Below are 18324 nucleotides of genomic sequence, written 5' to 3' on the forward strand. Positions count from 1 at the left end.
CCGCCGGGCCCCGGGAAGGGGCCCACCGCATGTACCACACCTGGATGCGCTACTTCACGCCCAGCCCGGTCCACCACCGCCTCGGCCTGGTCTGCCTCGGCGTCGGACTCCAGCACGGCACCCTGCCCACCGTCGGCCCCCGCACCCTCGACCACCACGTGGCCGTCGTCGTCTCCGCCGGCGGCGGCTGGTACCGGGCCGCCGACGGGCGCCGCGCCACCGTCACCGCACCCGCCCTGCTCTGGCTGACCCCCGGCGTCCCCCACCACTACGGCGCCGACCCCGGCACCGGCTGGGACGAGGCCTTCGTCGACTTCGCCGGACCCGCCACCACCACGTACACCGAACTCGGCTACATCGAACCCGACCGGCCCGTCGTCCCCCTCTCCGACGCCGCTCCCGCCCGCGCCGCCATCAGCCGGATCGCCCGCGCCGCCCGCCCCGGCAACCCCCTCCTGGAAGTCGAGACGGGGGCCGCCGTCCACGAACTCCTCGTCGCCCTGCGCCGCGCCCGCACCGACGCCCACGCCGACGGCGACCCCGTCCTCGCCGCCCTCGCCCGCGACGCCTGCCGGCCCCTCACCGTCGCCGACCACGCCGCCCGGCACGGCATGACCGCCGCCGAACTGCGCACCGCCGTCCGCCGCGCCGCCGGATGCAGCCCCAAGGACTACCTGCTCACCGTCCGCCTCGGCCGCGCCAAGGAACTCCTCGCCGCCACCGACCTGCCCGTCGCCGCCGTCGCCCGCCGCGTCGGCTACGACGACCCGGCCTACTTCTCCCGCCTGTTCACCCGCCGGGTCGGCACCGCCCCCATCCGCTTCCGTGAGCAGCAAGGACGGTCCGTGCACGGCGGCTGGAGCGACCGCGTTCCGGATCCCGAACACCCGCCCACGATCCTTCCCGGATCCGTCTAAGCTCGCAGATCATGAGTGACCCCACCGATCCCCACGCCATCGACGAGTCCGTACGGGCCGAACTGACCCGGTTGCGCGAAAGCATCGACAACATCGACGCGGCGGTCGTGCACATGCTCGCCGAGCGCTTCAAGTGCACCCAGCAGGTCGGCGTCCTCAAGGCCAGGCACCAGCTGCCGCCCGCCGACGCGGCCCGCGAGTCACGTCAGATCGCCCGGCTGCGGGAACTCGCCGAGAACGCGAAACTGGACCCGGCCTTCGCGGAGAAACTCCTCAACTTCATCATCGCCGAGGTCATCCGCCACCACGAGACGATTGCGGACGGAGCACGCTGATGGCCCGCGTCACGGTCTTCACCCTCGGGGGAACCATCTCCGCACGAGGCGGTGACGCGGCACGCATGAGCGGCCAGGAGGTCCTCGCCGAGCTCGGCGGAGGCCACGACGTCGTCCTGAACGACTTCCGCCGCGTCCCCAGCTCCACCCTCAGCCACGAGGACCTCGCCGCCCTCGCCGCCGAGGTCCGCGCCACCGTCGCCGCCGGCTCCGGCGTGGTCGTCGTCCAGGGCACCGACACCCTGGAGGAGACCGCCTTCCTCCTCGACCTGCTCTGCACCACCGAGCAGCCGATCGCCGTCACCGGCGCCATGCGCCGCCCCGACCTGCCGGGCGCCGACGGCCCCGCCAACCTCGCCGCCGCGCTCGCGGTCGCCGCCGCCCCGGCCTGCCGGAACCTCGGCGTCCTCGTCGTCCTCGCCGACGAGATCCACACCGCCCGCTTCGCCCGCAAGACCCACACCACCTCCGTCGCCACCTTCGCCTCGCCAGGCGCCGGACCCATCGGCAGCGTCGTCGAGGGCGAACCCCGCATCCTGCTCCGCCCCGCCGTCCCCGCCGCGCCCTGCCCCCTGCGGTTCGACCCCGGCGTCCGGGTGGCGCTCGTCACCCTCTCCCAGGGCGACCGCGGCGAACTCCTCGACGCCGTCGACGACCGCTTCCAGGGCCTCGTCGTCGCCGCCTTCGGTGCCGGACACGCCCCCGCGTGGCTCGTCGGCCCGCTCGCCGAGCTCGCCCGCCGCATCCCGGTCGTCCTGGCCTCCCGTACGGGCGGCGGCACGACCCTCTCGGACACCTACCGCGGCCCCGGCTCCGAGTACGACCTGCTCCACCACGGACTGATCCCCGCCGGCCCCCTCGACCCCGCCAAGGCCCGGATCCTGCTCCACACCCTGCTCTCCAGCGGCGCGGCCGGCCCCAGCGGTTACGACCGCCCCCGCATCACGGCCGCCTTCGCCCACCTGGACGGCTCGGGCCTCGCCTGAGGCGTATCCCGCACCACCCCTGCCCGCCGACCGGACGATCGGGCAGCATAGGGCCCATGTCCGTACTGACGCGCGACGAAGCGCAGACCCGTGCCCAGCTCCTCGACGTCCACCGCTACCTGGTGGACATCGACCTCACCACGGGCGCAGAGACCTTCGAGTCCACCAGCACCGTCCGGTTCGCCGCCCGCGCCGCCGGGGACACCTTCGTCGAGCTCAAGCCCGTCACCCTGCATTCCGCCACCCTCGACGGACAGGCCCTCGACCCCGCCTCCCTCACCGGCAACAGGCTCCCGCTGAGCCTCACCGAGGGCGAGCACGAGCTGCGCGTCACCACCACCATGCGCTACTCCCGCACCGGCGAGGGCATGCACCGGTTCACGGACCCCACCGACGGCGAGTCGTATGTCTACACCCAGCTCTTCATGGAGGACGTCCAGCGCGTCTTCGCCGCCTTCGACCAGCCCGACCTGAAGGCCGTCTTCGAGCTGACCGTCACCGCCCCCGACGGCTGGACCGTCCTCTCCAACGGCGTCACCGAGCAGGGGACCGACGGCAGCTGGAAGGCCGCCCCCACCCCCCTGCTCTCCACCTACTTCGTCTGCGTCGCCGCCGGCCCCTGGCACTCGGTCCGCACGGAGCACGCCGGGCTGCCCTTCGGCATCCACTGCCGCCGCTCCCTCGCCCCCCACCTCGACGCCGACGCCGACGAGATCCTCGCCGTCACCAGGGCCTGCTACGACCGGTACCACGAGAAGTTCGACGAGCCGTACCCTTTCGACTCCTACGACCAGGCCTTCGTCCCCGAGTTCAACGCGGGCGCCATGGAGAACCCCGGCCTCGTCACCTTCCGCGACGAGTTCGTCTTCCGCTCCGCCGTCACCGTCACCGAACGGCAGACCCGCGCCATGGTCATCGCCCACGAGATGGCCCACATGTGGTTCGGCGACCTCGTCACCCTCCGCTGGTGGGACGACATCTGGCTGAACGAGTCCTTCGCCGAGTACATGGGCTTCCAGACCGTCAACGAAGCCTGCGCCGACCTCTTCCCCGACACCTGGGTCGACTTCGGCATCGCCAGGAAGGCCTGGGGGTACGAGGCCGACCAGCGGCCCTCCACCCACCCCGTCGCCCCCGACCCGGAAGCCGTCCCCGACACCGCCTCCGCGCTCCTCAACTTCGACGGCATCTCCTACGCCAAGGGCGCCTCCGCCCTCCGCCAGCTCGTCGCCTGGCTCGGCGAGAAGGACTTCCTCGCCGGCATCAACATCCACTTCAAGCGACACCGCTTCGGCAACGCCACCCTCGCCGACTTCATCGACAACCTGGCCGCCGCCACCGACCGCGACGTCCACCGCTGGGCCGAACAGTGGCTGCGCACCACCGGTGTCGACACCCTCACCCCCCGCCTCGACGGAGAGGGCGCCCGCTGGCGGCTGACCGTCGACCACGAGGGCAGCCGCCCGCACCGCGTCGAGGTCGGGGTCTACGACCGGGAGCCCGACGGCGAACTCGCCCTGCGCGAGCGCCGCGCGCTCGACGTCCCGCAGGAGGCACCCGCCGAGCTGACCGGCCCGCGCCCCGCCCTCGTCGTCCTCAACGACGGCGACCTCACGTACAGCAAGCTCCGCTTCGACGACGTCTCCGAGGAGACCGCCCTGCGCGGCCTCTCCCGCGTCCCGGACCCGCTCACCCGGGCCGTGATCTGGAACGCGCTGCGCGACATGGTCCGAGACGGCGACCTCGAACCCGGCACGTACCTGGAGATCGCCCGCGCCCACCTCACCGACGAGACCGAACTCGCCATCGTCCAGGGCGTCCTCGGCTTCGCCCGCACCCAGATCGCCGACCGCTACGTCACCGAGGACGAGCGCCCCGCCGCCCTCGCCGGGATCGGCGAGATCGCCCGCGCCCTGCTCCGCCGCACCGAGGACGGCGAGGACCCCGGCCTGCGCCTCACCGCCGTCCGCGCGTTCGTCGACAGCGCCACCACCCCCGCCAAGATTGCCTCCTGGCTCGACGACGGCACCGTCCACGGCGGCCCCGAACTCGACCCCGAGCTGCGCTGGCGCATCCTGGCCCGCCTCGCCGTCCTCGGCGCCACCGACGAGACGGTGATCGCCGCAGAACTCGAACGGGACCCCAGCGCCACCGGCCGGGAAGGCGCGGCCCGCTGCCGGGCCTCCCTCCCGACCCCGGACGCGAAGGCCGAGGCCTGGTCGGCGCTCTTCGACTCCGACGACCTGTCCAACTACCTCTTCACCGCCACCGCCCAGGGCTTCTGGCAGCCCGAACAGACCGAACTCGTACGGGAGTACGTGCCCCGCTTCTACGCCGCCGCGACCGCGCTGGGCGCCCGCCGGGGCCCCGCCATGGCCGAGGCGGCGGGCCGCTACGCCTTCCCGGCGTACGCCATCGACCCCGAATCCCTGTCGCTGGGCGAACACCACCTGAAGGACGACACCCTGATCCCGGCCCTCCACCGCAAGCTGGTCGACCAGCTCGACGACCTGCGAAGGGCGCTGGCGGTCCGTTCGTCCTGACGCGGACGTCGGCGGAGCCGCAGGCCGGGCACGGAACGTCAGGGCAGGCGAACGGCGATCGCGAGGGTGTCGTCCTTGTGGAGGACGTCGGTGAGCATGTCGCGGGCGATGGCGGCGGGAATCTGATCCGTGGGCCGCCCTCGATGACGGCGAGCGGACCGGAGCAGCCGGCTCTCCCCCTCGTAGGTGTCTCTGCGGCTCTCCGTCAGGCCGTCGGTGTAGAGGACGAGCAGGTCGCCGGGGCGCAGCGTGGCGGTGACGACGCGCTCGCTGCCGGGGAGGGGATAGCCGACACCCCGGCCGCGGGCTTCGAGGTAGCCGGCGGTGCCGTCGGCGCGTACGAGGAGCGCCGGCGGGTGGCTCCCGTTCGCGAGGCCGACCTCACCGGTCGACGGGTTCACCCGGGTCAGCAGGAGCGTTGCCATGACGCTGTGGGCCAGGGGCGCGAGAATGCTGTCGGTGCGCGCGACGATGCTGCCGACGGGGTGACCCTCGAGGGCCAGGGTGCGCACGGCGTGGGTGACGGTCAGCGCGGTGCGGGTGCTGGTGACGCCGTGGCCGAGGGCGTCGACGACGGTGATGTGGATGGTTCCGTCGGGGAGGGCGAACCAGTCGTAGAGGTCCCCTCCGGTGGGGTCGTCGTCACCGGCGGGGGCGTAGTGCACGGCCATCTCGAGACCGTCGACATGGAGGGGTGGCGGCCGCAGGGCGTCCTCCAGGGCGCGCAGGGTGCGGCCGTGGGCCCGGCGCAGCTCCTCGTCCCGCTCTTCGAGCTGGACGTAGAGGGCCAGGACGCCGCTGTTGGTCTCGGCCAGTTCGTGCTTGAGCTTGCGGTGCTCCGCGGCGAGGCCGTCGGTCCTGTCGAGCGCCGCGCGCAGTTCCTCCTCGACGAGCACGTGGTCGCTGTAGACATCCGTCGGGGGCCCGTGGCCCGGGGCGGCGGGGGTCGGTACGCGCCAGAGCATGCGGTGGTCGGCGGTGATCTCGACCGGCAGCAGAGGCCGTTTCTCCGCCCTCGGGGCGGCGGGAGTCCGTCGGGGCAGGCGAAGGGTGACGGTCAGCCGGCCGCAGCCGTCGCCGTCGGCCGGTTCGTAGGTGTGGGTCAGGACGACGTGGCGCCCGGCGTTCAGCGAGGGGGCGGCCGCTTCGCTCACGGACAGGACGAGACGGGCCCTGTCGTCCGCGGGCAACCGGTGCGCGAGCGCGATGCTCCGTACGGCGCGCCGCAGAGCGGCCGGGGTGTGGAAGGTGTCGCTGTTCATGTGATCCCCAGGGAGGCGCCGAAGGCCAGGACCGTGGCGTCGTCCCGGCTTCGCCGACGTGTGTGGGCCAGTGAGGCCGCGAGCAGGGCAGGGGGCAGGCTCAGGTGGGCGGGGGAGGGAGCGTGCGTCCACCGGTGGTCGATGCCGTCGGTGTAGAGGGCCACGGTGGTGCCGGGGGTGAGCTCGAAGGTCCGGCTCTGGGGCTGGGGGTGGTGGTACCCCACGATGCCGGGCTGTCCGGTGAGCTGCTGCCGGACTCCCCGGGGCGAGAGGACCGCGGCGCGGATGTTGCCGACGCAGCAGTACTCGGCGCGTCCGGACGCGGTCCTGAGGGCTGCCGCCGCCGCGCCCCTGGTGTGCCTCAGCGCCTTGTGGAGGGCGCTGATGATGTGGGGGAGCGGCGCGCCGGAGCAGGACCGGAAGGTTCGCAGGGCCCGCTGGGTGGCTGCCGCCGCGTCCGGCCCGTGGCCCAGTCCGTCGACCACGAGCGCTGTCCGGGCGTCGCCGTGGTGGGCGAGCGCGTAGCCGTCGCCGCAGACGGGCTGGCCGTCGGCGGGCAGGCACAGGGCACCGATGTCGACGGTCGGCCTCGGGCTCCCGGGAAGCATGAGCCGGGCGTGCGCGAGGGTGCCGTGCCGGGGGTCCGAGCGGATGTCGAAGTCGGTGGCTATGCGGCGTACCGCTCCCAGACCGGCTCCCAGCGTCCTGGTGGTGCTGTAGCCGTCGGTGAGGCTGAGGCCGATGTCGCCGATGCCGGGGCCGTGGTCCACGGCGATGACGTCCAGGCCGGTCCCCAGGGGGGCCGGCTGGAGGAAGATCGCTCCGTTGTGCGCGTGCTTGCTGATGTTGCTGGCGAGTTCGCTCGCGAGGACGGCCGCCCGGTCGGGCTGGGCCCCGGGCATACGGAGGTGCACGGCGAGGGCGCGGGCCTGGTCGGCAGCCGCCTGGACGGCGCTGTGGTGGTCGATGCGGACGTGGAGCGTCCCCGGCAGGGTGCCGTCGATCACGGTCGGGTCTTCCAGCGCAGCGCGGTCACGGTCGTGCCCTGGCCCGGGACGGTGTGGACGTGGAACTCGTCCATGAGGCGACGGGCCCCGCCGAGGCCGTGGCCCAGACCTGCGCCCGTGGTGTATCCGTCGAGGAACGCGGTTTCGAGGTCGGCGATGCCGGGTCCTTGGTCCGCAACGGAGAACCTCAGCCCTTGCCGCCCCGCCTGGTGGACCGTCTCGATGGTGAGGGAGCCGCCGCCGCCGTGGACGTACGCGTTGCGGGCCACCTCGCTGGCCGCCGTCACGATACGGGTCTGGTCCACCAGTCCGAAGCCGACGCGCACGGTGGCCTCGCGTACGGCGTGGCGGGCGGCGAGCAGGTCCTCCTCGGCGCGGATCTCGCGCGTCACTCTTCCGTCCTCGTCCCTCTCGCCGCCGGTGGACGCGCGGGGGGAGACGAGGTGGGTCAGGCGGGACTCACCGTAGAGCGACATCGGGGGCCCCCTCTGGGGGATACGGGGCTTGTCGCCAACCGAGTGCGATCATGCCCTGCTCCGCGTTCAGGGTGGTCTCCACGCCGGGGAGGCGCAGACCGAGTTCCACCAGGGTGATCGCCACGGCCGGGCGCATGCCGGCCACCACGACTCGCGAGCCGAGGAGGCGGGCGGTCGTGGCCAGTTCCATCAGGGTGCGCGCCACGAACGAGTCGACGCTCTCGAGCCGTGAGACGTCTACGAGGACGCCGCGCGCTCGGTCGGCGACGATGCGCTCGGTGAGTTCCTCGGTGAAGGCGACGGCGCTCTTGTCGTCGAGCTCGTCGAGAAGACCGGTGACCAGCACGTCACCCAGCCGCAGGATCGGGACACGTCCGCTGGGGGCGCCCGTCACAGGGCGGCCGCGTAGGGGGACCGGGGTGTCGGGCGGTTGGTCATGGGGATGGCCGCGGCGAGGGCGTCGGCGAGTGTCCCGCGGGTCAGGATGGCGGAGAGGTCGATGCCGAGCTGAGCGATGATCTGCGCGATCGGTGGCCGGATGCCGCTGATCACGCAGTCCGCGCCCATGAGCCGGACGGCGTTGACCGTCTGCATCAGGTGGTGCGCGACAGCGGTGTCCACGGTGGGCACGCCGGTGATGTCGATGATCGCCACCTGCGCCTCCTCCCGTTGGATGGCCTCCAGCAGGTTCTCCATGACGATCTGGGTCCGCGCGGTGTCGAGGGTGCCGATCAGGGGGACGGCCAGCACCCTGTCCCAGAGCCGGACCACCGGAGTGGAGATCTCCAGGAGCTGTCGGCTCTGGCGCCGGATGATCTCCTCGCGGCCCTCCACATAGGTGGAGAAGGACAGGGCCCCGGCGGCGTCGAGGAGTCTGTTGATCAACAGCGCCGCCTGGAACAGGGTGTCTCCCTCGCGGGTCTCGTGCTGCACCGCTTCCAGCAGCGCCTCTTTGAGGGCGAGGACGGCCAGCGAGGTGGACGTCGGGTTCGCCCCGCCGCGCGCACGACGCAGGGAGAGGTCGGTGATCGCCTGACGCAGCCCCGGGTGGGAGCTGACGACGCGCTCCGCCGGCTGGTCGGTCTCGAGTGCGGCACGCAGCGCCTCGACGAGCAGGTCCGCCTCCTCGCGCAGCTCGGCCTCGGTGATGCCGGCTCCGAGGACTGCCCGTTCCCACTGCAGTTGCACCCACCGGTCGGCCACTGCCTCGCTCCGCGTACGCAGAGCCTCACCTACTCGGAGCCGGGCCTCGCGTTCTGGGGTGGTCATCGCTAATCCGCCTTCGCAATTGTTGTTGCGCGACAAATGTTAGCGGAGCGGTGGTGTCAAGCGAAAGGCTGCCGGTCCCGGAGGGCGCTGCGGCACGGCACGGCATGGGCACGGCACGGGACGGCCGGCGGGGACGCGGGGCGCTCTCCGCGCGGCCGTGCGTCCCCGGCCGCCGCGCAGAGATTTGGTAACCCGGCATCGCGAGAACATGCGCCCTCGGACAGGGGCGGAGCCGCAGCGCAGGCCGCCCGCGGGGCGTGCACCCCCCGGGCAGGCGTGGGCAGCGGGAAGCCAGGAGCATGGTGATCCGGTCGACGCGCTCGGCCGTGCAGGGGATCAGGCCGATTCCACAGCGTTGTCCCCGGGCTCCTCGCCCGGCGGGCTGGTGTCACCTGCGACCCGGCTGAAACCGGCCAGCCCCTTCGTCAGCGCGGCCCGTTCCTCCACCGTCATGTCGGAGATGATCTCGAGAAGCACGTGTTCGCGACGCGCCCTCAGGTCCCTGAGGTAGTTTTCCCCTCGGCTCGACAGGCGCAGCTCGAGCTCGCGGCGACTGGCGGAGCTGAGGGACCGCTTGATGAATCCCAGGGCGTGCAGACGGTCGCACATCCGGCTCACCGACGAAGGCGTCGAGCTGAGCGCCTCTCCCAAGGTGCGCAGATTGATCCCGTGATGGCGGTCCAGCGTGTACAGCACCCGAAGCTGCGACGGCGACACCGGGGCCGTCGGCGTCATGTCCCGGGCCTGGCTCCAGAGCACTTCCAGCAGCTCGATGACCTCGCGCGTCGCCTGCGCGGCAGCATCCCGATCGCCGCCCGGGGAAGGTGGGGAATGCATGTCCCCAACTGTGACACTTCGCAATGGTCCTGTCAGTCGCTGAACCATGAAAGACCATCCGCTCTTTTTCCCGCTATTTCCGAACAGGTGGTAACCGAACGGTGGACAGATTCACAGCGGTGGAACGCTCCCTCCGCAGAGCCGCGCCCCACGCCCTCCTCGAAGCGGTGCAGGACGCGCTCACTGCCCACTACGCCGCCGAATCCGTCGACCTGCTCATGGCCGACTACGCGATGACCATACTGCAACCCGTCAGCGCCCTCCCCTACACCGCCGAGCCGATCCCCGTCCACACCAGCGCGCCCGGCAGAGCCTTCGGCGCCCAGGAACCCCACGTGGAAACCGTCAAGGGCACCGACCGGGTCACCGCCCACCTGCCCGTCAGCGTGCGGGGCGACCGCATCGGCATCCTCAGCGTGCGGCTTCCGGCCGACTCCTACGACGCGGACACCGCCCGGGAACTGGAGGACGTCGCCGAAGTACTGGGCTACGGGATCGTGGTCGCCGAGCGGGACACCGACCTCTACCTCCAGGCCCGCCGCGCGGACCGCCTCACCCTCGCCGCCGAGATGCAGTGGCAACTCCTGCCCGGCCGCTCCTGCTCCCGCCCCGAATACGAACTCGGGGCGCAGCTCGAACCGGCGTACGCGATCTACGGCGACAACTTCGACTGGTCGACCTCCGCCGACCACCTGACCCTCACCGTGACCAACGGCATGGGCGAGGGCATCGAGGCCGCCCTGCTCACCAACCTCGCCATCAACTCCCTGCGCAACGCCCGCCGCGCCGGCCTCTCGCTCACCGACCAGGTGTGCCTGGCCGACCAGGCGGTCTACGGCCACTACCACGGGGCCGTGCACCTCTCCGTCCTCCATCTGAGGTTCGACCTGGAGACCGGGGAGACGGAGATCATCGACGCCGGTTCTCCCAAGATGTGGCGCCTGAGGCACGGCAGGGCAGAACTGATCGAACTCGACGCGCAGCTTCCGCTGGGCATGTTCGAAGACTCCATCTACAGCGTGCAGCGCCTCCGGATGGAGCCGGGAGACCGGCTGCTCTTCGTGAGTGACGGTGTCTACGACGTGGCCTCCCCGGCGGGAGAGCGGTACAGCGAACGTGCTCTGATCCGCGCGATGGCCAACACGCGTCTCCTCCCGCCCTCTCAGGTACCCCGCGCCGTCCTGCAGGAGCTCTCCGGCCACCGCGGCCCCATCGACGCGGACGACGACGCCATGGTGGTGTGCCTCGACTGGCACGGTCGCCCCTGACGATCGTCTCGGACGAGGAGGGGTCTTCCGGGCCCCGACGGTGCGGGCGCGACGGCCGACCCGCCCGGTGGCCGGGCCGCACACCGGGCACTCCACCACCGGCCCCACGGGACGGACCGACGCGCCCCGGCCAGGTCCGTGTCCCCCGTTCGGGTCACAACCCCCCACTCTCCGGACAGCCCCCACCACGGCCCGCCACCCTGTCGTCCATGCGTGCCGCACCCCCACCCCTCGCCGTCGACCCCACCCCCCTCAGCCGCTACCTGGGCACCGCCCTCGACGCCCTCCGCGAAGGAGCGCAGGCCAGGGGCGGCCCCCTCCCGGCCGGCGGCCCCGAAGCCGTGGCGCGCCAGGTGCGAGAGGCCCTCGGCGAGGCCCTGCCGGAGCGCGGTACCGGCCCGGACGAGGCCCTCCGTACCCTCGTCCGCCTCCTCGCGGAAGGCGCCGCCGACCCCGCCCACCCCCTCTGCGCCGCCCACCTCCACACCCCGCCCCTCGCCCTCGCGGCCGCCGCCGACCTCGCCGCCTCCGCGCTCAACCCGTCCATGGACTCCTGGGACCAGGCGCCCGCCGCCTCCGTCCTCGAAGCGGAGGTCACGGCGGCCCTCGCCGCCGAGGTCTTCCCCGCGGCGGCGGCCCCCGACGCCCTCGTCACCACCGGCGGCACCGAGTCCAACCAGATCGCCCTGCTCCTGGCGAGAGAACGCCACGGCCCCGCCCTCCGTACCGTCGTCGGCGCGAACGCCCACCACTCCCTCCACCGCGCCGCCTGGCTCCTCGGCCTCCCCGAGCCGGTCACCGTCCCCACCCCGAACGGCACGATCGAACCCGCCGCCCTCGCCGAGGCCCTGGCCCGCACCGAAGGCCCCGCCCTCGTCGCCGCCACCGCCGGCACCACCGACGCGGGACTGATCGACCCGCTGCCGGAACTCGCCGACACCTGCGCCGCCCACGGCGCCGAACTCCACGTCGACGCCGCCTACGGAGGCCCCGTCCTCCTCAGCCGGACCCACCGCCACCTCCTCGACGGCCTCGACCGCGCCCGTACCGTCACCGTCGACCTGCACAAACTCGGCTGGCAGCCGGCCGCCGCCGGACTCCTCGCCGTCCGCGACACCGCCGACCTCGCCGCCCTCGGCCACACCGCCGCCTACCTCAACGCCGACGACGACACCGAGGCCGGCCTCCCCGACCTCCTCGGCCGCTCCCTGCGCACCACCCGCCGCCCCGACGTCCTCAAGACGGCCGTCACCCTCCGCGCCCTCGGCCGTACCGGCCTCGGCGCCCTCGTCGACACGTGCATGGACCTCGCCCAGGACCTCGCCGACCTGGTGGAGAAGGCTCCGGGACTCGACCTGCGGGCCCGCCCCACCCTCACCACCGTCCTCTTCCGGCCGAGCGGCGCCGACGACCGGACCGTCGCCACGATCCGCCGCACCCTCCTCACCGAGGGCCGCGCCGTCCTCGGCCGCGCCGAGGCCGACGGCCGCCTCTGGCTCAAGGCCACCCTGCTCAACCCCCACGCCACCCCCGGCGACCTGGCACAGCTCCTCACCCTCGCGGAAGGCGGCACGCACCGATGACCGGCAGCACCCCCAAGGACGACCTCGACCGCCCCCACGACCTGGTGGGCGTCGGCATCGGCCCCTTCAACCTCTCGCTCGCCGCCCTCGCCCAGGGCGTCCCCGGCGGCCTCGCCACCGCGTTCTACGAGCAGCGGCCCGCCTTCCACTGGCACCCGGGCCTCCTCATCGACGGCGCCACCCTCCAGGTCCCCTTCCTCGCCGACCTGGTGACCCTCGCCGACCCGGCGAGCCCCTGGACCTTCCTCAACTACCTGAAGAGCAGAGAACGCCTCTTCCCCTTCTACTTCGCCGAGAAGTTCCACATCCAGCGCGCCGAGTACGACGCCTACTGCCGCTGGGTCAGCGAGCGGCTCCCCGGACTCCACTTCGGCCACCAGGTCGACTCGGTCCGCTGGAACCCCGAACGGCGCCTGTTCGAGGTCGACTTCACCCAGCTCGACACGGACGGCGAGGCCGAGGCGCTGGGCCGGGCGTACACCCGCAACGTCGTCCTCGGCGTCGGCACCGAGCCGTACGTCCCCGAGCCGCTCAAGCCGCTCGCCGACGCCCCCGGCGTCCCCGTCCACCACTCCGCCGACTACCTGACCCACCGCGAGAAGCTGCTCGCCGCACGGCACGTCACCGTCATCGGCTCCGGCCAGTCCGGCGCCGAGGTCTTCCTCGACCTCCTGCGGGCCCGCCCCGCCGGAGCCGAGAGGATCCACTGGCTGGCCCGCACCGAGGCCTTCGCCCCCATGGAGTACTCCAAGCTGGGTCTCGAGCACTTCACCCCCGACTACACCCGCTACTTCCACGCCCTCCCCGAGCCGGTACGCGGCGACCTCGTCCCCCGCCAGTGGCAGCTCCACAAGGGCATCGACGCCGACACCCTCGCCGCCATTCACGACGAGCTCTACCGGCGCACCCTGCACGGCGGCTGGCCCGACGCCGTCCTCACCCCCGGCGTCCGCGTCCGCACCGCCGGCCGGGTCGCCACCACCCAGGTCGAACTGCACCTGGAGCACCTCCAGCAGGGCACCCGCTCCCGGCTCACCACCGACGCCGTCGTCCTCGCGACCGGCTACCGGGAGCGCCCGGTGGACCGGATGCTCGCCGGCCTCGACCCGTACCTCCGCCACGACTCGGCGGGCCGCGCCCGGATCGACGAGCGGTACCGGCTGGTCCTCGACCCGTCCGTCACCGGCGCCGTCCACGTCCAGAACGCCGAGAAGCACACCCACGGCGTCGGCGCCCCCGACCTGGGCCTCGCCGCCTGGCGCAGCGCGACCATCCTCAACTCGATCACCGGCAAGGAGCCGTACCCGCTGCCCCGCCGCACCGCCTTCACCAGCTTCGGCCTGGAGACACGAGAGGCGCCGAGCATCCCGGCCCAGAGCCAGAAGCTGACGCCCCTCGTACAGCAGTGAGGCCCTAGAAGACCGGCACGCCGTCCCGGGTCAGCCGCCAGTCCACCGTGGCGAACAGGCCCGGGTCGACCGTCCCCTTCGCCTGCACCCACTGGATGATGGTGTTGCGGATCTCGTCCGAGTTCGCCCACAGCTGCGGAGCGTTCGCGACGTGCGGGAACGCGCCGCCGCCGCTCGCCCGGTAGTTGTTGACCGCGAGGACGAACCTCGCCGCCGGGTCGACCGGCGCACCCTCGAAGGCCAGGTTCACGATCCGCTCACCGGCCGGCTTCGCGATGTCGATCTCGTACGTGACACCCGACACGGCGTCGTAGTTGTAGTCCGGCGTGCCGTCCGCGTTGGTCAGCTTCGCGGTGTCGACGGGCGCGCCCGCCGGGGTCCGGACGTAGTACTTCGCCGAGTACTCCAGGTACTCCTTCAGCTGGGCGCCCGTCATCAGCCGGGCCTCCATGGTGTTCTCGAAGGGGTAGAGCCCGGCGGCGTCCTTGATGGTGATCCGGCCGGCCGGTATCCGGGCCGTCCGGGAGAAGCAGGACGCCTGCGAGAGCACCGGCAGGTCCGCGTACGCGCCGCCCGCGAGGGCCGCCTTCACCGTCTCCGCCTGGACCACGTTGATCAGGTCGATGATCGGCTCGTCCTTCCACGGCGCGTCGGCCGTGGTCATGACGGCGGTGGAGGTGCCGATGACCTGGTTGACGTACGCGACGACCTTCGTGTGCTCGTCCGCGAGCAGCCCCGTGATCTCCGGGTCCTCCGCCACCGTGTTGGAGTTGAGGACCTGCGCGCCGACCTTCTCGACGACCCAGCGGCCCTTCTCCCACACCAGGTCGAAGTCGAACAGGGTGAGCCGCTGGCCCCACTTCAGCGGCTCGGACAGGACGACGTCCTTGCCCGTCTCCTTGTTCCTCACCCGGTACTCCGGGATCTCGGTGTGCGCGTGACCGACGAGGATCGCGTCGATGCCCGGCACCTGCTCGGCGACGAGCCCGGCCGCGTTCTCGACGTGGGGGAGCTGGTCACCGTACGAGGACGTGCCGCTGGAACCGGAGTGCGCCGAGACGACGACCACGTCCGCGCCCATCGAGCGCAGCTTCGGCACCCACTTCGCGGCCTGCTCCTCGAGCCCGGGGAAGACCATCCTGCCGCTGACGTTCGCCTTGTCCCAGATGGCGATGCCCGGGTTGGTCAGGCCCAGCACCGCGACCTTGACGTCCCTGCCGTGCGGGGTGCGCATCCGGTGCATGCTGTACGGCGGGAAGGCCGGGCGCAGCGTCTTCGCGTCGAGCGCGTTGGCACCGAGCAGCGGGAAGTCGCACTGCTCCTCGAACTTCCGCAGCACCGGGATGCCGTAGTTGAACTCGTGGTTGCCGAGGGCGGCGGCGTCGTAGCCGATGGCGTTCATGGCCTGGGCCATCGGGTGGACCGGGCCGCCGGTCTTCGTGATCGGGTCGACCTTGGCGTAGTAGTAGGACAGCTGGGTGCCCTGGATGGTGTCGCCGGCGTCGATGAGGAGGGTGTTGCGGCGGCCCTTCGCGGCGCGGACCTGGTCGACCAGGGTGGAGATCTTGGCGAGGCCGACGTCGTTGTGCGCCTTGTCGTCGAACTCCCTGTCCGTGAAGTAGTCCCAGTTGAAGACGTTGCCGTGCAGGTCGGTGGTGCCCATCACGGTGAAGGAGTACCGCTTGGCCGGCTTGGGACGACGCTCGTGTGCCTCGGCGGGGGCCACGGCCCCGGCGGTGAGGGCGGCTCCGGCCCCGACGGCGACGGAGCCCTCCAGGAACGTCCGGCGGTTCAACGGCATGTGCTCTCCTTGGTTCGTCCGGCGTCGGCGCACGGGCGCACAACGCGCGTAGATTCTGGCCCAGGCCTCCCCGTGGGCAACAGCCCTTTCGGGTTACGGAGTGGGAAAGTGTTCGGTGACGCTGTCGTCGTACGCGGAGGAGTCAGGACGTGACACAGGAACACGCGACCCCCGGGGCACCCCAGGTGACGGTCCGTGGCGAGGGACGCCTCGACGTCGACCCGGAGCTCGCCCGGATCGGCGTGACCGTCTCGGCGCGCGGGACGGACCGGGCGGCGGCGCTCGCGGACCTCACCCGGCGCAACGCCCGGGTGCTCGACCTGCTCAAGGCTCAGGGCGACGCCCTCGGGGCACTGGAGACCGGAAGCCTCTCCATCGCCCCCGAGCTCGGCCGGCGCGGCCGGGGCGAGCGGGTGCAGGCCTACCGGGGCCGGGTCCGGGTGACCGCCGAGCTGACCGACTTCACCGTGCTCGGGGAGCTGGTGACCCGGCTCGCCGACCTGGAGCTGACGAGCGTGGACGGCCCCTGGTGGGCACTGCGGCCCGACTCCCCGGCGTATGCCGAGGCGCGGCGGCTCGCCGTGACGGAGGCGGTCCAGCGGGCGCGGGCGTACGCGGAGGCGCTCGGCACCTCGCTCGCGTCACTCCTCGAACTCTCGGACGCCGGGCTCGCGGGCCCCGGAGCGCCGATGCCGCCGCCCTTCGCCGGGGCGCCGACGGCCTTCGCGGCCGAGGGGGTCGGCGAGGCGCCTCCGCTGGACCTCGAACCGCAGCGGCAGACGGTCACCGCCGAGGTCGTGGCGCGGTTCACGATGCGGCCGCCGACCCTCTGAGAAGGGGGCGCCGGGAGGTGTGAATCGCTCATCGGAGCACCCCGGTGCACATATTCAAGACTTGTCAACAGCCTTTCACGGAAAGGTTGTTGGGTAGTCATGTCCCACCAACTCGCTACTGGTGGGTAAGGCCTAGGCTCGACCCATGCGCCGAGCGAAAATCGTTTGTACCCTTGGACCCGCCACCGAAACATACGACCAGATCAAGTCGTTGATCGAGGCCGGAATGGACGTGGCCCGCCTCAACCTCAGCCACGGCACGTACGCCGAGCACGAGGAGCGCTACCGCCACGTGCGCAAGGCCTCCGACGAGACCGGCCGGAGCGTCGGCGTCCTCGCCGACCTTCAAGGCCCGAAGATCCGCCTCGGCCGCTTCCGCGAAGGTCCCGTACTCCTTGAACGCGGCGACGAGTTCGCCATCACCGTCGAACCGATGGAAGGCGACCGCCACGGCTGCGGGACGACCTACTCCGGTCTCGCCGAAGACGTCACCCCCGGTGAGCGCATCCTCGTCGACGACGGCCGTGTCACCCTGGAGGTCGTCTCCGTCGAAGGACCCCGGGTGAACACCCTCGTCATCGAGGGCGGAATGGTCTCCGACCACAAGGGCCTCAACCTCCCCGGCGTCGCCGTCTCCGTCCCCGCCCTCTCCGAGAAGGACATCGAGGACCTCCGCTGGGCGCTGCGCATCGGCGCCGACGTCATCGCCCTCTCCTTCGTCCGCAGCGCCCGCGACATCGTGGACGTCCACCGGATCATGGACGAGGAGGGGCGCCGGCTGCCCGTCATCGCCAAGATCGAGAAGCCGCAGGCCGTCGAGAACATCGACGAGATCGTCGCCGCCTTCGACGGCATCATGGTGGCCCGCGGCGACCTGGGCGTCGAGATGCCCCTGGAGCAGGTCCCGATCGTCCAGAAGCGCGCCGTCAAGCTCGCCAAGCGCAACGCCAAGCCGGTCATCGTCGCCACCCAGATGCTCGACTCGATGATCGACAACTCCCGCCCCACCCGCGCCGAGGCGAGCGACGTGGCGAACGCGGTCATCGACGGCACCGACGCCGTGATGCTCTCCGGCGAGACCAGCGTCGGCCGCTACCCGATCGAGACGGTCCGCACCATGAGCCGCATCGTCGAGGCCGCGGAGGAGGACGTCCTCGCCAAGGGCCTGCCCCCGCTGACCGACCGCAACAAGCCCCGCACCCAGGGCGGCGCCGTGGCCCGCGCGGCCGCCGAGATGGGCGACTTCCTCGGCGCCAAGTTCCTCGTCGCCTTCACCCAGTCCGGCGACACGGTCAAGCGCCTCTCCCGCTACCGCTCCCCGATCCCCCTCCTGGCCTTCACCCCGGACCCGGCCACCCGCTCCCAGCTCAACCTCACCTGGGGCGTCGAGACCTTCCTCGGCCCGCACGTGGACTCGACGGACGCGATGGTGGCCCAGGTCGACGAGGAACTGCTGCGCATCGGCCGCTGCAGGAAGGGCGACATCGTGGTCATCACGGCGGGCTCCCCGCCGGGAGTCGCGGGCTCGACGAACCTGGTCCGGGTCCACCACATCGGAGAGGCCCTGACGTAGGGGAGGCGGGGCGGTCCTCGATCGGACCGTCCATCTCATACCTTGGAATCGCAGGTAAGTGCCCCGGGTGGGATTCGAACCCACGCTGGATGGTGTTTGAGACCACTGCCTCTACCGCTGGGCTACCGGGGCATCCTTCGAAACGAAGGTGGGTGATCACCCGCCGTGTCCCTACCTTACAGGAGGTGGGTAGGCTCATGGGGAGCTGTATCCGCCTCGGAACGA

General features: G+C 72.0%; 16 protein-coding genes and 1 tRNA gene. 9 read left to right on the top strand and 8 right to left on the bottom strand.

Annotation, left to right across the window (positions count from 1 at the left end):
* The first annotated feature begins 29 nt into the window (after nucleotides 1–29).
* Genes ACFWV2_RS18300 through pepN form a run of 4 tightly spaced genes read left to right on the top strand, consistent with a single transcriptional unit; the run spans nucleotide 30 to nucleotide 4781 of the window.
* Nucleotides 30–917 carry an AraC family transcriptional regulator gene (locus ACFWV2_RS18300; RefSeq protein ID WP_384406048.1) on the top strand — a complete coding sequence of 296 codons (888 nt, stop codon included), beginning with the start codon at nucleotides 30–32 and terminating at the stop codon, nucleotides 915–917.
* An 11-nt stretch (nucleotides 918–928) separates the two neighbouring features.
* The gene (locus ACFWV2_RS18305; protein WP_384406049.1) at nucleotides 929–1252 is read left to right on the top strand and encodes a chorismate mutase; all 324 of its coding nucleotides are present in this window, start codon (nucleotides 929–931) and stop codon (nucleotides 1250–1252) included.
* On the top strand, nucleotides 1252–2238 hold the full coding sequence (locus ACFWV2_RS18310) for an asparaginase (protein ID WP_384406050.1): 987 nt from the start codon (nucleotides 1252–1254) through the stop codon (nucleotides 2236–2238). Before ACFWV2_RS18305 ends, ACFWV2_RS18310 begins: the two co-directional genes overlap by 1 nt.
* Before the next feature lie 56 nt (nucleotides 2239–2294).
* Nucleotides 2295–4781, top strand: a complete 2487-nt coding sequence (gene pepN, locus ACFWV2_RS18315; protein ID WP_384406051.1) for an aminopeptidase N — start codon at nucleotides 2295–2297, stop codon at nucleotides 4779–4781.
* Nucleotides 4782–4819: 38 nt separating this feature from the next.
* Here the strand turns inward: pepN and ACFWV2_RS18320 are convergent, their stop codons facing one another.
* The 6 genes from ACFWV2_RS18320 to ACFWV2_RS18345 form a co-directional block, all read right to left on the bottom strand.
* Nucleotides 4820–6043, bottom strand: a complete 1224-nt coding sequence (locus ACFWV2_RS18320) for a PP2C family protein-serine/threonine phosphatase (RefSeq protein ID WP_384406052.1) — start codon at nucleotides 6041–6043, stop codon at nucleotides 4820–4822.
* Nucleotides 6040–7050 carry a SpoIIE family protein phosphatase gene (locus ACFWV2_RS18325; RefSeq protein WP_384406053.1) on the bottom strand — a complete coding sequence of 337 codons (1011 nt, stop codon included), beginning with the start codon at nucleotides 7048–7050 and terminating at the stop codon, nucleotides 6040–6042. The genes ACFWV2_RS18320 and ACFWV2_RS18325 overlap by 4 nt, the downstream gene beginning before the upstream one ends.
* Nucleotides 7047–7526, bottom strand: coding sequence for an anti-sigma regulatory factor (locus ACFWV2_RS18330; protein WP_384406054.1), 480 nt, complete (start codon nucleotides 7524–7526; stop codon nucleotides 7047–7049). The genes ACFWV2_RS18325 and ACFWV2_RS18330 overlap by 4 nt, the downstream gene beginning before the upstream one ends.
* Nucleotides 7510–7920: an STAS domain-containing protein gene (locus ACFWV2_RS18335; RefSeq protein WP_384406055.1), complete on the bottom strand. Its 411-nt coding sequence runs from the start codon at nucleotides 7918–7920 to the stop codon at nucleotides 7510–7512. Before ACFWV2_RS18335 ends, ACFWV2_RS18330 begins: the two co-directional genes overlap by 17 nt.
* Nucleotides 7917–8795, bottom strand: coding sequence for an STAS domain-containing protein (locus ACFWV2_RS18340; protein ID WP_384406056.1), 879 nt, complete (start codon nucleotides 8793–8795; stop codon nucleotides 7917–7919). The genes ACFWV2_RS18335 and ACFWV2_RS18340 overlap by 4 nt, the downstream gene beginning before the upstream one ends.
* Nucleotides 8796–9131: 336 nt before the next feature.
* Entirely contained in the window at nucleotides 9132–9632 is a 501-nt protein-coding gene (locus tag ACFWV2_RS18345; protein ID WP_384406057.1) for a MarR family winged helix-turn-helix transcriptional regulator, read from the bottom strand.
* 101 nt (nucleotides 9633–9733) lie between these two features.
* Between ACFWV2_RS18345 and ACFWV2_RS18350 the strand changes: the two genes are divergently transcribed.
* From ACFWV2_RS18350 to ACFWV2_RS18360, 3 genes are all read left to right on the top strand, one after another.
* On the top strand, nucleotides 9734–10900 hold the full coding sequence (locus tag ACFWV2_RS18350; protein WP_384406058.1) for a PP2C family protein-serine/threonine phosphatase: 1167 nt from the start codon (nucleotides 9734–9736) through the stop codon (nucleotides 10898–10900).
* 209 nt (nucleotides 10901–11109) lie between these two features.
* On the top strand, nucleotides 11110–12483 hold the full coding sequence (locus ACFWV2_RS18355) for a pyridoxal phosphate-dependent decarboxylase family protein (protein ID WP_384406059.1): 1374 nt from the start codon (nucleotides 11110–11112) through the stop codon (nucleotides 12481–12483).
* Nucleotides 12480–13892, top strand: a complete 1413-nt coding sequence (locus ACFWV2_RS18360) for a lysine N(6)-hydroxylase/L-ornithine N(5)-oxygenase family protein (RefSeq protein WP_384406060.1) — start codon at nucleotides 12480–12482, stop codon at nucleotides 13890–13892. Before ACFWV2_RS18355 ends, ACFWV2_RS18360 begins: the two co-directional genes overlap by 4 nt.
* Before the next feature lie 4 nt (nucleotides 13893–13896).
* Here the strand turns inward: ACFWV2_RS18360 and ACFWV2_RS18365 are convergent, their stop codons facing one another.
* Nucleotides 13897–15693 carry a bifunctional metallophosphatase/5'-nucleotidase gene (locus ACFWV2_RS18365; RefSeq protein WP_384406061.1) on the bottom strand — a complete coding sequence of 599 codons (1797 nt, stop codon included), beginning with the start codon at nucleotides 15691–15693 and terminating at the stop codon, nucleotides 13897–13899.
* Nucleotides 15694–15842: 149 nt separating this feature from the next.
* Here ACFWV2_RS18365 and ACFWV2_RS18370 point away from each other — a divergent pair, with 149 nt between their 5' ends.
* On the top strand, nucleotides 15843–16526 hold the full coding sequence (locus ACFWV2_RS18370; protein WP_384406062.1) for an SIMPL domain-containing protein: 684 nt from the start codon (nucleotides 15843–15845) through the stop codon (nucleotides 16524–16526).
* A gap of 145 nt (nucleotides 16527–16671) precedes the next feature.
* Nucleotides 16672–18099 carry a pyruvate kinase gene (pyk, locus tag ACFWV2_RS18375; protein ID WP_384406063.1) on the top strand — a complete coding sequence of 476 codons (1428 nt, stop codon included), beginning with the start codon at nucleotides 16672–16674 and terminating at the stop codon, nucleotides 18097–18099.
* Nucleotides 18100–18158: 59 nt separating this feature from the next.
* Here the strand turns inward: pyk and ACFWV2_RS18380 are convergent.
* Nucleotides 18159–18231, bottom strand: a tRNA-Leu gene (locus ACFWV2_RS18380).
* Nucleotides 18232–18324 lie beyond the last annotated feature (93 nt).

Origin of the sequence: Streptomyces sp. NPDC058671 (assembly GCF_042716475.1) — a bacterium.
In the GTDB taxonomy this organism is placed as follows: Bacteria; Actinomycetota; Actinomycetes; order Streptomycetales; family Streptomycetaceae; genus Streptomyces.